This window comes from Lewinella sp. LCG006, from assembly GCF_040784935.1.
In the GTDB taxonomy this organism is placed as follows: Bacteria; Bacteroidota; Bacteroidia; order Chitinophagales; family Saprospiraceae; genus Lewinella.
Window position 1 is genome coordinate 7,207,716 of record NZ_CP160680.1, and the last position, 14,432, is coordinate 7,222,147.

General features: G+C 49.0%; 12 protein-coding genes. All 12 read right to left on the reverse strand.

Annotation, left to right across the window (positions count from 1 at the left end; translation table 11 throughout):
- Nucleotides 1-2 precede the first annotated feature (2 nt).
- The gene (ftsA, locus tag AB0L18_RS26455) at nt 3-1,343 is read right to left on the reverse strand and encodes a cell division protein FtsA (protein ID WP_367390333.1); all 1,341 of its coding nucleotides are present in this window, start codon (nt 1,341-1,343) and stop codon (nt 3-5) included.
- A gap of 58 nt (nt 1,344-1,401) precedes the next feature.
- Nucleotides 1,402-2,187 carry a cell division protein FtsQ/DivIB gene (locus AB0L18_RS26460; RefSeq protein WP_367390334.1) on the reverse strand — a complete coding sequence of 262 codons (786 nt, stop codon included), beginning with the start codon at nt 2,185-2,187 and terminating at the stop codon, nt 1,402-1,404.
- Between the two features lie 8 nt (nt 2,188-2,195).
- On the reverse strand, nt 2,196-3,563 hold the full coding sequence (murC, locus tag AB0L18_RS26465; protein ID WP_367393192.1) for a UDP-N-acetylmuramate--L-alanine ligase: 1,368 nt from the start codon (nt 3,561-3,563) through the stop codon (nt 2,196-2,198).
- 17 nt (nt 3,564-3,580) lie between these two features.
- Nucleotides 3,581-4,726: an undecaprenyldiphospho-muramoylpentapeptide beta-N-acetylglucosaminyltransferase gene (murG, locus tag AB0L18_RS26470; RefSeq protein WP_367390335.1), complete on the reverse strand. Its 1,146-nt coding sequence runs from the start codon at nt 4,724-4,726 to the stop codon at nt 3,581-3,583.
- Nucleotides 4,723-5,868, reverse strand: a complete 1,146-nt coding sequence (locus AB0L18_RS26475) for an FtsW/RodA/SpoVE family cell cycle protein (RefSeq protein WP_367390336.1) — start codon at nt 5,866-5,868, stop codon at nt 4,723-4,725. Before AB0L18_RS26475 ends, murG begins: the two co-directional genes overlap by 4 nt.
- Before the next feature lie 53 nt (nt 5,869-5,921).
- A complete protein-coding gene (murD, locus tag AB0L18_RS26480) occupies nt 5,922-7,244 on the reverse strand; it encodes a UDP-N-acetylmuramoyl-L-alanine--D-glutamate ligase (RefSeq protein WP_367390337.1) in 1,323 nt (440 codons plus the stop codon).
- Nucleotides 7,244-8,500 (reverse strand): phospho-N-acetylmuramoyl-pentapeptide-transferase, encoded by a 1,257-nt coding sequence (gene mraY / locus AB0L18_RS26485; protein WP_367390338.1) that lies wholly within the window; start codon nt 8,498-8,500, stop codon nt 7,244-7,246. Before mraY ends, murD begins: the two co-directional genes overlap by 1 nt.
- 30 nt (nt 8,501-8,530) lie before the next feature.
- Nucleotides 8,531-10,006 (reverse strand): UDP-N-acetylmuramoyl-L-alanyl-D-glutamate--2,6-diaminopimelate ligase, encoded by a 1,476-nt coding sequence (locus AB0L18_RS26490; RefSeq protein ID WP_367390339.1) that lies wholly within the window; start codon nt 10,004-10,006, stop codon nt 8,531-8,533.
- Nucleotides 10,007-10,039: 33 nt separating this feature from the next.
- Nucleotides 10,040-12,208 (reverse strand): penicillin-binding protein, encoded by a 2,169-nt coding sequence (locus AB0L18_RS26495; protein ID WP_367390340.1) that lies wholly within the window; start codon nt 12,206-12,208, stop codon nt 10,040-10,042.
- A gap of 11 nt (nt 12,209-12,219) precedes the next feature.
- Entirely contained in the window at nt 12,220-12,540 is a 321-nt protein-coding gene (locus AB0L18_RS26500; RefSeq protein WP_367390341.1) for an FtsL-like putative cell division protein, read from the reverse strand.
- Between the two features lie 124 nt (nt 12,541-12,664).
- Nucleotides 12,665-13,585 (reverse strand): 16S rRNA (cytosine(1402)-N(4))-methyltransferase RsmH, encoded by a 921-nt coding sequence (gene rsmH / locus AB0L18_RS26505; protein ID WP_367390342.1) that lies wholly within the window; start codon nt 13,583-13,585, stop codon nt 12,665-12,667.
- Nucleotides 13,582-14,055 (reverse strand): division/cell wall cluster transcriptional repressor MraZ, encoded by a 474-nt coding sequence (mraZ, locus tag AB0L18_RS26510; protein ID WP_367390343.1) that lies wholly within the window; start codon nt 14,053-14,055, stop codon nt 13,582-13,584. The genes rsmH and mraZ overlap by 4 nt, the downstream gene beginning before the upstream one ends.
- Between the last annotated feature and the right edge of the window lie 377 nt (nt 14,056-14,432).

Below are 14,432 nucleotides of genomic sequence, written 5' to 3' on the forward strand. Positions count from 1 at the left end.
GCTTAGAACTCAGAATCCGGTTCCGCTTCAAACCATTCTTTGGTTTTTTTGAAGATGGTTTCCAACCATTTGCCACCGGCTTCGCCTTCAGCAACAGTTTCCATCGCTTCTTCTGCTGCGGGTTCCTCCTTAGGTTCCGGTGCGGCAGTAGCGGCCATGATTTTACCTTGGTCCATGTCTTCAAAGCCTTTGAGCAACAAGCCTATCGACGTTGCGTAGATGGGGCTGCTCAGGTTTTTGTGGTAACCGTGTGCCAAGTGCTCTACGGGTGTTCCTACCCGACAGCTCTGGCCAGTATGCAACTCTACCAGCTTGTCGATGTGGCGCAGTAGGCTACCGCCTCCCGTCACGACAATGCCGCCAATAAGTTTGCGATCGTAGCCAGACCGGCGAATTTCCCATACCACGTAGTCGAAGATTTCTTCTACACGGGCCTGGATAATCCGCGCCAGGTTCTTTTCTGATATTTCCTTAGGATCACGGCCACGCAGGCCAGGAATAGCGATGATACGATTATCGTACACCTCCTGAGCCAGGGCTGATCCGTACTTTACTTTCAACTTTTCCGCATGATGAGCCATCACGTTGCAACCATCTTTGATATCACCGGTTACGACGTTGCCACCAAAAGGAATCACTGCGGTGTGGCGAATAATACCATCTTTGAAAATGGTTATATCCGTAGTTCCTCCACCGATATCAACGAGTGCAATACCCGCTTCCTTTTCTTCCTCACTAAGCACTGCTGCTGCACTGGCAATAGGCTCCAGGGTCAGGTTATTCACCCGCATCCCGGCGCGTTCTACACAGCGGTGGATGTTGTTGGAAGCCGTGATCTGCCCCGTGATAATGTGGAAATTCGCTTCCAGACGAATGCCCGACATTCCGATAGGATCGGTAATGCCTTGTTCACTATCAATGGTGTACTCCTGTGGGATAACGTGTAGGATCTTATCGCCCGGAGGCAATACCAACTTGTACATATCGCTGATCAGACGCTCAATGTCGCGGCGGCTGATTTCGGTATGATCGTTATCACGGGTGAGCATTCCGCGGTGTTGCAGGCTCTTGATGTGCTGGCCGGCGATGCCAACGTGCACTTCCTTGCAGGTGAGTCCACTTTGTCGTTCCGCAATGCGGACCGCCTCGGTAATGGCGTTCACCGTTTTTTCGATGTTAGAGACGACACCCCGCAGGACGCCCTCACTTTCAACTTTCCCGAAGCCCAAGACTTCGAGTTGACCATGCTCATTGCGTCGTCCTACAACTGCACACACTTTGGTGGTACCGATGTCGACAGCTACAATCGCGTCATTAGGTGGGTTTACAAATTTTGATTCCATTGCATTCCGTTTTAAAATAAAAAAATGTCAATCAGGGCTCTAGTGCCCATTAAGTGTTTTATCGTTTTTTACACACTACCTGTCCCTCATAACGAAGGTCAAAGGAGCTGTAGGCCTGCCAACCTTTGTAAGGCAAACCTTCCCGGTAAAAAGTCTTTAATCGGCTCAATTTCCCCTCAGCTTGCTGGTAGCGCCCAAACATAATCGTCTGTTTGCCAATCTTTGGGCTGAGAATAAATTCTCCGCGTTTGTTGATATAAATTTGTTCAATCAAAGCATCCAAAAAAGGATCCTCCAACAGTAATTCGTTTAATACAAATACCTGGCGTAGCAGATGATCTTCCTGCGTCAGGAAATCCGTTTCGTGGGGCGGTAAATTGCCCGTGGCTACCCTCACCCGGGCGGCATAATGCTTGCTCGGTGGTATTTGGTTCCCTTCCTTATCCAGGTAGTAGTTCAGGCCATTGTTGTCCATTATCCGCAGGATCGGCTCGCGCTGGACCAGCTCGATGTTCACCCTGTCCTGCGCATCAATGTATGCCTCCGCACTCTTGACGAAAGGATCTTCTTCCAGTACTCTTTCCAGGCGTTCAACATCAAGTTTGCCCACTGGGAAAGCGGTGATTGGATGCGCAAAGCGCTCTTCCAGCATCACGGGAATATCTTCTTCACTGATCAAAAAATCACCACTAGCCAAAGGCGCTATATCAATAACAATGTCATGAATTGGAGCATTCTCCTTGCGCTGCATCGCCCCTAGTACTATAGAGGCACCGGCAATTAGGGCTACTCCCCAGAGGAGCATCCTTAAAACCTTGACGATATCGCTTTTAGCTGTACTCATTTTTTATCCTAGTGCTGTGTTGTCTTTGACAGCAATTGTTCTTTAATAGGGTCTACTAAGGTGTCAATGTCTCCGGCACCGAGGGTCATTAGTACTTCGATGTCCATCTTTGCCAGGGTTGCCAAAACTTCTGCTTTGGTCAACAATTGGCAGTTTTTATTTTTCATGTGCTGGTAAATCAACTGGGAATCTACCCCTGGAATCGGTTCTTCCCTGGCTGGATAAATATCCAATAAAAGGGCTTCATCCAACATGTCCATAGCTGCGGCAAACCCTTCTACAAAGTCACGCGTGCGCGAAAACAAGTGCGGTTGAAAAATTCCCGTAAGTTTCTTTCCAGGATACAATTCTCGCGCGGCTCCAATGGCAGCGGACAGTTCCGTCGGGTGGTGTGCATAATCATCAATGTACACCAGTTCCTTCTCACGAATGTGAAACTCGAACCGGCGCGCAATCCCCCGAAAGCTCAACAAGCCATCAGCGATTGCTGCGGGAGCTACCCCCAATCGTAAAGCAACGGTAATTGCTGCCAGGGCATTCTCCACATTATGCCTTCCAGGATGAGGATGACGCAGATTGCTGATTCGGGTTGCTCCGCTTTGGTAATCAAAAACGAAGAAACCATCTTCTACCCGCAGGTTTTGTGCTTGTGCATCACCGGTTGCTATACCGAACGTACTCACCTTTATATCCAGATGACTAAAGCTTTCTTCCAAGCCTGCTTTCACCAACAGTTCACCACCTGGTTTCAATTGTTTTGCGAAAGCTAAAAATCCAGTTTCCATGAGGGTAGAAAGGTCGCCGTAAATATCCAGGTGATCCGCATCCAGCGACATAATGGTCGCAATATCAGGATGCAAGGTCAGGAAGGAACGATCAAACTCATCGGCCTCAATGACGACCCACTCACTGTCTCCTTCCACAAAATTGGAAGAAAAATTACGGGCCACACCGCCCAGGAAGGCATTGCAATCGACGCCACCGCTACGCAATAAGTGCGTAGTAAGTGTAGAAGTTGTCGTTTTGCCGTGGGTACCCGCTATCGCCACTGCCCGCATGCCTTCGCTGATAATCCCCAGCACCGCGCTTCGCTTAAGCACCGGATAACCTTGCTCGCGAAACCATACCAACTCGGCGTGGTTGGCGGGAACCGCCGGCGTATAAACCACCAGATCAACATCCTGCGGCAAGGTCTCTACCTCGGCTACATAGCGCACGGCAATGCCTTCCGACACCAGCGTCTTCGTAAGGGTCGTTTCGGTACGGTCATACCCAGCCACCTTCACACCACGACCGTGGAAGTAGCGCGCCAGGGCACTCATGCCAATACCGCCGATACCGACGAAATAGATGTTATGAATGTTGTCAAGTTTCATTGATTGGTTGATGGTTGTTAGTTGTTGGTTGATGGTTGGTTGGTTATTTCCCATTTGGCCAGGCGTAACACTTCTCTGGCGATCTTATCGGCAGCATTGGGGTAAGCCAATAGCTGGGCGTTTTGTGCTAGTGCTTTGCGTCCTTTTTCATCTTGCAGCAAATTGATTGCCGTTGCAATCAAGCTGGCTTTTGCATCCTGGTCTTTTACCAGAATAGCTGCTTTCCTGTTCGTCAATGCCAGGGCATTCTTGGTTTGATGATCTTCGGCCACATTGGGAGAAGGCACCAGAATGGAAGCTTTACCCAACAAGCAGATCTCAGCAATGGTCAATGCGCCTGCCCTACTGATCACGATGTCTGCCGCAGCATAGGCGAGATCCATCCGATCTAAAAAAGGCAACAAGTTCACATTGGGCAATTGTGCCGTTGCACACTTGCTGTATTCTTCGTTGTAATATTTTCCGCATTGCCACAGTACTTGTACTTCTGGATTGGCGGCTAGTTGTTCGTAGGCCGCAGCCAATGCCTGGTTCAAGGTTCTAGCGCCAAGGCTGCCTCCCGTTACCAGAATTACGGGTTGATCACTGCTAAAACCGTAATGAGCACATGCCTCGGCACGATTTTCTTGGGTAGCCAGCATGTCCTCACGAACAGGGTTGCCCACTTCCATTAGCTTATTTGCTGGAAAAAATTGCTCCATTCCAGGGTAAGCCACACAAATTCTCGAAGCCACTTTAGCCAGCCACTTGTTCGTCAGTCCTGCGTAAGCATTTTGCTCCTGGATAAGGGTAGGAATGCCTTGGGCCGCTGCTTGTCGCAACAAAGGACCACTCGCAAATCCACCCGTTCCCACCACAACCTGTGGTTGAATCCGGCGAACGATCCGGCCGGCCTTCCAAAGACTGGCCAGTACTTTTACTGGAAAAAGCAGATTTTGAACCGTCAGCTTACGCTGTAAACCACTGATCCAAAGTCCTTCAATGGGGTAGCCCGCTTTCGGGACCCGCTCCATCTCCATTTTATCTTGCGCACCTACGAAACTGATCTGAGCCGTAGGTACCAGTTCTTTTACTCGGTCGGCTATCGCTACTGCGGGGAAAATATGCCCACCAGTACCGCCACCACTAAAGATGATCCTCAATTGTTCTTGCTGTTGGCTCATTCGGCAACGGATTCTATGTATTTGCTTACACTCAGGATGATCCCGAAAGCAATACAGGTGAACAATAAGGAGGTTCCTCCCATACTAATCAATGGTAGCGTTAGCCCCGTTACCGGCAACAAGTTGACGTTGATACCAATATGGAAAAATGCTTGAATGACCACCACCAAACTTAACCCTAGTGCGACCATCGCCCCGAAAGCTTTGGGGCTTTTGGTTATCAATCGGGTTACCCTAAAAAACAGCAGCAAGTACAATCCAATAATTACTGCTCCACCAATGACGCCGTACTCTTCGCAGATCACCGCGTAGATAAAATCGGCGTGAGCGTAGGGCAGATAATTACGCTGGGTACTATTGCCGGGGCCCATGCCCGTCAGTCCACCATTCCCCAACGCGATCTTTGCCTGATCGATCTGGTAAGTATCTTCTCCTCCTGGTTCGGGGGAGTAAAACTCCTGCAGACGACTCTCCCAGGTTGCTACGCGGATGTGCTTAGGGAAAGTTCGCCCCAGCATGATCAGCATCACAAAAACAATCCCCCCCGTCAACATCAATAGACCGATGTACTTTAAGGCTACCCGGCCCACAAACATCATCAGCAGACAAGCCAGAAACAGGATAATTGACGTCGACAAATCCGCTGGTGCAATCAGAGCGCAGACCATTACAACCGGCACAATAATTGGCAAGAAGGCACTTTTAAAGTCTTCAATATAATCCTGCTTACTACTGATAGCCCGCGCCACATAAATGATCAACGCCAACTTGGCAAAGTCTGAAGTTTGAAAACTCAAACCAATGACTGGCAGTACAATCCAGCGACGAGCCTCATTGATTTCCGGCCCTAATATCATCGTATACATCAGTAAAATCACGGCCATCGGCAACAACACTGGCGACCAGTTCATGTACCGTCGATAGTGTAGTAAATGCGCAAAGTAGGTAACCACCAAACCCGCTGCCAGAATGATTCCGTGCTTGAAGAGGTAAGCCTCGGTATTTCCGCCGCGTTCCCGGTAGGCCAGGGTACCCGTAGAGCTGTAAACCGCCAGAATGGAAAACAGCCCCAACAGGACGAGAATCGCCCAGACCACCCGGTCTCCACGTAATTCTGCTGCTATTCTGGTTGAAAAACTCATGTCTTTTTTTTGTTTTAGAGGTTGTGGTAGAGAAAGGTTGCAGTGCAACGTCTTTACCGCAACGTCTGTACGGCGGCGCGAAATTGATCGCCCCGGTCGATATAATTTTTAAAAAGGTCAAAACTCGCGCACGCTGGCGATAGCAATACTACCTGTCCTTCTTTGGCCAGTGCTTTGGCGGCCATTACGGCACCCTGCGCGGTGTTGGTCTCTTCAATCTTGTCAATAATTCCTGCAAAAGCTGCTTTCAGCTTGGTGTTATCAGCACCCAGACAAACCAGGGCTTTTACTTTAGTACGAGCCGCCTCAAAGAGCGGTGAGTAATCATTTCCTTTGTCAGTGCCACCGGCAATCCAAATGATGTCTTTATCCATGGCATCAAGTGCGTAGGTGACGGCGTCTACATTGGTAGCTTTGCTATCGTTGATGTAGGTTACGCCATCCACGACGCCGACGGGTTCTAAGCGGTGAGGAATCGGCTGAAAACTTTCGAGCCCGGCCCTGATTTCCTCGGTACTGATGCCAAAAGTTTGCGCCATGCCTGCCGCAAAGAGGGCATTGAGGGCGTTGTGTTTGCCTTTTAGCTGTGTACGCGTCAGGTCAATTTCCTCGCCACCCAGCAGTATGCCTTTTTCGGTCAACTGTGCTTTGCTGACAGGGCGAAGCTGTGCGGCCACCGGATTGCGTTGTCTCCCTTTGTCAATGTTTTCATCTTCGGCCAAAAACCAAAAAGTATCGCTTAGTTCCTGGTTTTTGGTGATGCGCATTTTCGAATCAATGTAGCCATCCATCTCATAATTATAGCGATCCAGGTGATCGGGCGTAATGTTGAGAATAGCCGCCACTTGGGGACGGAAATAATGAATACTATCCAATTGAAAACTGCTCACTTCAATCACAAAAACTTCTGGTTCACCTTCTGTTGCCAGATGGCGGGCAAAACTAATACCCACATTCCCTACCAAAGCCGCATCTTTGCCCGCTGCTTTCAGCAGGTGATGCGTTAGGTAGGCCGTAGTGGTTTTACCATTGCTACCAGTAATGGCTACCAGCGGAGCATCAGTATACCGGGAAGCAAATTCAATTTCTCCGATAACGGGTATCCCTTGGTCGTGCAACTGCTTGATCAGCGGTACCGTATCAGGAATGCCCGGGCTTTTGATGACCTCATCGGCAGCGAAGATCCGATCCCAGGTATGTTGTCCGCTTTCGAACTCAATACCTGCCAGTTCCAGTTCTACCTGCTGATTAGGGCTAATATTTCCCCGATCAGAAAGAAACACTTTTGCTCCTTTCTTTTGCGCCAGCAAAGCCGCTCCTACGCCGCTTTCGCCGCCACCTAAAACCACAATATGCATGGGGCTGTCCGTTAGCATTAGCGAAGTTTTAGCGTTAAGACGGTAGCTACCGCCAGTAGAATTCCGACAATCCAAAAACGTGTTACGATCTTGGTTTCCGGCATTCCTTTTTTCTGATAATGATGATGAAGAGGAGACATCAAAAATATCCGTTTCCCTTCACCGTATCTTTTCTTGGTGTACTTGAAATACCCCACTTGAACCATCACCGAGAGATTTTCTGCAACGAAAATTCCACACAGGATGGGAATCAACAATTCCTTGCGCAACAGGATGGCCATCGCAGCAATGATCCCTCCCAAGGTCAGGCTGCCCGTATCGCCCATAAAAACCTGAGCGGGGTAAGAATTGTACCACAGGAAGCCCAAACAAGCTCCCAAAAAGCAAGCTGCGTAAATCACCAGTTCACCACTACCCGGCAAATGCAAAATATTGAGGTAGTTGGCGGCAATGCTATTGCCAGATACGTAGGCAAAAGCAGCCAGGGTTATCCCAATAATACCCGAGACCCCCGTAGCCAAACCATCCAAGCCATCCGTCAAGTTGGCCGCATTCGACACTGCTGTGACAACAAAAATCACTAAGGGTACAAAGATGATCCAGGCCAAATGAGGTGCCAAGGGCAGTAGGCGACCATAATCCAACCGGTTGCCTTTCATAAAGGGAACATTGGTCAGATTGGTCTTGTAATCTGCTTTAATCGTCACCACATCGTTGGCTGCTTTCACCTCTATTGGGCTGCCCACCATGTGATCTTTGGTGAGCCCAATACTTTGCGCTTCCGCAACGTCGAGGCGAACTACAATCTGTTCGTTGTTCATCATCGTCAGGGCAATAAAAAGGCCCAGCCCGATCTGGCCCATCACTTTGAAGCGGCCGTGTAATCCTTTTTTATTCTTGCGAAAGACCTTGATGTAATCGTCAATAAAACCGATGACCGTCATCCAGCTGGTCGCTACCAGCATCATGACGATGTAGATATTATCCAGGCGAGCCATCAACCAACAAGGCACCAAGATGGCCATCACGATGATGATTCCGCCCATGGTTGGCGTGCCTTGCTTTGATTTTTGGCCATCTAATCCCAGGTCTCTAACTTCCTCCCCTACTTGCAATGACCGCAACAACCGAATAATCTTCCCACCAAACAACATCGAGATGATCAAGGATAGAATGATCGCTACTCCCGCCCGAAAGGTGATGTACTGGAATAGCCGCGTCCAGGACCCCAGTCCAAACGTCGCATCTAACCATTCTACCAAATAAATGAGCATTGTTTTTTCGTTTTGTGGTTCCTAGGTCTATTAGTTCGTTTGCTTTATCGTATCCAGGGCATTGCGCAAAACTTCGTCATCCGAAAAAGGATGTTTCACACCTTTGATCTCCTGATAAGTTTCGTGTCCTTTGCCCGCTATCAGTACGATGTCTCCTGGTTTTGCCAGCCGACAAGCAGTAACAATGGCGGATCGCCGATCCGTAATTCTCAGCACCTGATCCTTTTTATCAGCAGGCACTCCTTGCTCCATTTCATTCAAAATGGTTTCAGGATCTTCTGACCGAGGGTTATCACTCGTCAAAATCACCAGGTCGCTGTAATCGCAAGCAGCTTTGGCCATCAGTGGTCGTTTGGTTCGATCGCGGTCACCGCCACAACCAAGGACGGTTGTCAATCGCTGATTGCGTGGCAGCATCTCCCGTAGCGTCTGGCATATCTTCTCTACCGAATCTGGTGTATGCGCATAATCTACAACCCCTGTAATACCACTTTGTCCGTTGCGTACGTAGCTGGCCCGCCCCGCAGGACCAGGCAAGCCACTGAGTATGCGCAGTACTTCTTGGGTGGGCGCCTCCAACAATACCGCCGTTCCGTAAACAGCCAGTAAATTGTAGGCATTGAAATGGCCAATCATACGCGCAAACAACTCGTGCCCTGCCAACTCCAAATGTAGACCTTCCGGGCTATTGCCAAGAATTCGCGCGCGGAAGTCGGCCATAGCTCTCAAGCTGTAGCTGCGCTTGGTTGCAGCAGTATTCTGTACCATCACACTACCGCGCTTATCATCTACATTTACCAGCGCAAAAGCCCCTTTGGGTAAATTATCAAAGAACTTCTTTTTCGCCTCGATGTACGCCTTGAAAGTACCGTGATAATCAAGATGATCGTGCGACATATTGGTGAAGACACCTCCCGCAAAATCCAGTCCGGCAATGCGTTCCTGATCAACTGCGTGGGAGCTTACTTCCATGAAAACATAAGTGCATTGGGCTGCTACCATCTGCGCCAGCAAGCGATTAAGTTGTACGGCATCAGGAGTGGTGTGTGAAGCCGCAACGACTTCCTCTCCTATCCGGTTTTCCACCGTCGACAACAAGCCTGTTTTTTCGCCCAAGCCTTGGTACAACTGATACAGCAGCGTAGCACAGGTCGTTTTTCCATTGGTCCCTGTAATACCGACCAATTTCACATCACGACTTGGATAATGAAAAAAGGCAGCGGCCATCTGTCCTAATGCAGCAGCGCTGTTGGCTACGTTTAACCAACAAGCTATCTGTTTTTCTTCTTCCGACTGTGGTGCTCTTTGGGCCACAATGGCGGTAACACCTCCAGCTATCACTTGAGACAGGTAATCATGACCATCGGCTTGCGTACCCTTTACGGCTACAAAAAGGCTCTCAGGAACCACCTTACGCGAATCGAAGTCCAGCTGGTGGACTTCCACGTTGAGATCACCCCAGCTTTGGAGTACCTCTACGTTTTCGATAAGTTGGTTAATGGTCATGTTTTTATTTATCCTGTTGTTATTATTTCAAGCTTATCCGAGGATCAGCTTTATGGTTTGTCCTCTAGTACTGGTACCGGGAAGAATCGATTGCCGGACGACCCGCCCAGCGCCTTCTGTCGTTACTCTTAACCCTCGATTCTCTAGTACAAACACCGCATCTCTCAAACCCATCCCCACCACACTAGGCACCTTGTTGTCACTCATGGAGCGGTTTTGAATAAATAGGCTATCGCTACTGGCCGTCATGATGACCATAGGTGTTTCCGGGTCTCCGTAGTAAGGAATTCTCAAGTAATCCAAAACCACTCGAATATCTTTCTCATCCCCCAATTCAAAGCCGGGCAGGTTTCTTTCGTAAAGTACCGGGCGTGGTCCGTCGTTTAAGGGATCGTGTAAATCAATCATGCTGTTGAAGCACTTATCGGCAATCTCTCTAAAAATAGGCCCTGCCACATCGCTCCCGTAAATCCCCCCTTCTCGAGGTTTATACACCACTACAATACAAGAGTATTTGGGTTTATCAGCCGGAAAGTATCCCGCAAAGCTTGCCTGGTATCCTCCTACCCTAGTTCCTCTGCTGCTACGGGAGTAATTCACCTGCGCGGTACCTGTTTTGCCAGCGAAACGGTACTGGTTGGTACGCAATCCAGAAGCAGTACCTCTTTCCACAACACCTTCAAGTAGGAGACGTGCTTTTTCTATGGTCGATTTGCTCGCAATAGCTTTCTTCACTACCGTAGGCTTGATGAGGTCAATCGTCTCGCCGTTGCGTTCTACCCGCTCTACCAGATAAGGCTTCATCATGCGGCCATTATTGGCTACTGCATTGTAGAAAGTCAGCGTCTGCAAGGGCGTCAAACGTACTTCGTAACCCGTAGCCATCCACGGTAACGTCACCAAGCTCCAGTCGTCTTCTTCGCTGTAAGCATTCTTCAAATACGGATTGGCCTCGCCCTCCAACTCAATATTGGTGGGCAGATCAAGGTTGAAATCCCGCATACGCTGTAGGTACTGGTAAGCACCTTTGTTTTGGTCACCATTGTCCGGCAAATTATAGTAGCGATCTACCAGTTTGGCCATACCTACATTCGAAGAAATCTCGAAAGCACGCTGCACCGTAATGCTGTCCAGCTTAAAGCTATATGAAGAAGCATCTTCCATTTCTATATCAGAGAAAATGGTTCTTCCTTTTTCTATATCCACCGAGTCGGTCAGTTTCACATGACCATCTTCGAGTAGTGCCATCATTGTAGCCAACTTGAAGGTGGAGCCCGGTTCTGTCGCCATCGCAATGGCGTAATTGTACATTTCGTAATAGCCTTCTCCGGCATCATCACGCCCGAGGTTAGCAATTGCCCGGATGGCACCGGTTTCTACGTCCATCACAATGGCCGTTCCCCATTCGGGTTGGTGCCGCCGCATACCCGCCAACAAGGCTTCTTCCGCAATGTCTTGGAGATTTACATCAATGGTCGTAACGATATCATCTCCACTGCGTGGTTCTACTTCACTCAAATTCCCCAGCGGCAACCACAAGTCACTCTTTGGGTCTACCTTAATCATCATTTGGGTACCAGCCTGTCCGCCCAAAATAGAGTCGAAGCGGCCCTCCAATCCTACCGGTTGCTGATCTTCCCGCACGTAACCAATGGTACGGCGCGCCAGTAAGCCAAACGGACGCTTGCGCTCACTGAGTTTCTTGGCGATCAAGCCTCCTTTGAATTGCCCCAGATTGAACAGCGGGAATGCTTCAATCCTGGCTTTCTCAGCAAAAGAGACCGACTTCTTCAACAGCACGTTCCGGTTGGGACGGCGGTTGTTGGAGGTGTCCCGCAAGTTGTACAGGTAATCCCTAAATCCACCTGCTGTATAGGTATTGTCCACGTAAGTAGCCAACAAGTAAGACAGCGAGTCGATATTGGCAAAATAATCCTCTTCGCTGGATGCGAAAGGATCAAAATACAAATCGAAATATGGCACCGAAGTCGCTAGCAAGCTACCGTCTTTGGCGTAAATGTTACCCCGTTCAGCAGGTACTGCGCGGGGTTTTACGTAGTTTTCCCGTCCTTGCTCACGCCAGTACTCCCCTTCCAGAATTGCGATATTTACGGTACTGTACAGCAGGAATCCGGCTGCGGGCAACAGGAGCCCGAAGAGCAGGAAATAAACCCGATAAAGTACTTCGTTTTTAATATCCATTGCTGGAAAATTTATTTCTCGTCGCGAACAACAATTTTTATAGGTTTACCCCGGTGTAGCCGTAGTCCATCGTCTTTGACGCGGTCTACCACTTCCGAGCGTAAACTATTGTACATATTTTCAGATTGCAGGGACATAAATGACCACCGCATCTCCCGAATGTCACGTTGTAGCTCCTGGATGTTGCGCACGTTGCGCTCTGCCAGGTGAGCATTGCCGATGTACAGAATTGCGAGAAAACCGAGAAATAGGAAGTAGCCCAGGTTCGTGAGGATGAACCCGGATAGTCGAAACGACTGGATTTGACTGAAAATGTCATTTTTCTTAGCCATTACTTCCGTTTTTCAGCTGAAGACAGGATATGCTCCACAATGACCACCCGCTAAAAGCAAAGTGGTTATTCATCTCCAGCCTTGTTTTTCTCCCCCGGCTAAAGCCGAGCTAATGGAGAAGGTTTCAATTTTCGGTTGGCGGCTGACTTTCCAGTCTTTCACCAACGCGCAACTTAGCACTACGTGCCCGGGGATTTTCCGCTACTTCAGCAGCGCTGGCCTCCACGGGCTTTTTGGTCAACAATCGGTACGGCCGATAAATATGGCCGTAAAAATCCTTCGTCTGTTCACCGGAAACTTGTCCGGTTTTCAGTACATTCTTCACCATGCGGTCTTCTAAAGAATGATAGCTCATGGCTACCAATCGCCCACCGGGCCGCAAAACAGTGGTGGCTTGTTCGAGCATTTCTTCCAGCGCGCGCATCTCGTCGTTAACCGCGATGCGCAAAGCCTGAAAAACCTGAGCGAGGTAGCGATTTACTTTGCCTCGGGCCAGTGGCTCTACAATCTGTACAAATTCGTCAACCGTGGTGATGGCCTGCTGTTCGCGGGCTTCTCCAATGCGCTGAGCCAGGGTACGGGCATTACGAACTTCTCCGTAAGTACCAAAAACGTACTGCAACTCATCGACCGGTGTATGCGCCAGAATTTCTGCCGCCGTAGGTCCGTCCTGCTGGTTCATTCGCATATCCAGGTCTGCAGTGAAACGAAAGGAAAAACCTCGTTCCGGCACATCTAATTGGTGCGAAGAAACCCCCAGGTCCGCCAGAATACCATCCACCTGCTTGATGCCATATAAGCGCAGGTAGCGTTTGAGATGACGAAAATTAGCTGCCGCAAAAAGCAAACGCTCATCGCTGGGCAGATTTTTTTCTGCATCTGCATCCTGATCAAAAGCAAGCAGTCGGCCATCAGGCCCCAATTGCTCTAAGATCAACTTGCTGTGCCCGCCCCCACCAAAGGTGACGTCGACATAAGTGCCCGCTGGATCAATCTGCAAATAATCCAAGCATTCCCGAGCCATTACCGGTAGGTGATAACTCATGCTTCTTTTTCTTTTGCACCCAAATTACCAAGCACATCATCAGCCAGTTCAGAAAAGTCGATGGGTTCTTCTTCCATCCACTTATCGTATTCTGCTAAAGACCACATTTCAATTCTACCAGAATATGCCGTTAATATCATATCTTTGTCGATATCGGCGTATTCCGCCAACCTTTTAGGCAGCAGGATGCGGTCAGCACTATCGAGGGTCACCTCGGAGGCACCGCGAAAAAAGTAGCGTGCAAAATCACGGTTCTTCTTATTGTAGAGATTCAATTCGTTGATCTCCGCAGTTACCTCGTTCCACATCGGCTCGGGGTACAACACGAGGCACTTTTCAAAGCCCCGGTTGATCACAAAGTTGCCACGCTGCCAATCACCAAGTTGGGTCAACAAACCACTAGGCATCCGGAAACGGCCTTTGCCATCCAGACGTACTTCGTACTCACCTAGTAGTTGTTTAAAGGACATAACTTTTTTCTAATAACGTTGGAATTTCCCTCCAACTTTACTTTGTAGTATCAAAAGTAACGACTTTTGACACATATTACCACTTTCTACCACATTTTTAAGCAACTTTTTTCGCAAAAAGTTCCACTGGATTAAACAAAAACAAATATTTCATTTTTTAGATGACACAAATGTAACTTTTTTGATTTCATTGTTTTCAATACTGCTCAAAAGCCGTAAGTTGAAAGTTCACCAAAAGTGGAAATTTGTGGGAACGGGAGGCTTTGGATGCGATTACTGCGTGGGAAATTGTGGGAAGGGAGTGGTAAAAATGGGTGATTTTTATCTTTCTCGGGCACTCCCCCTTCCCTTGGCCGGGGTCGGGTCGTCCTCCACTC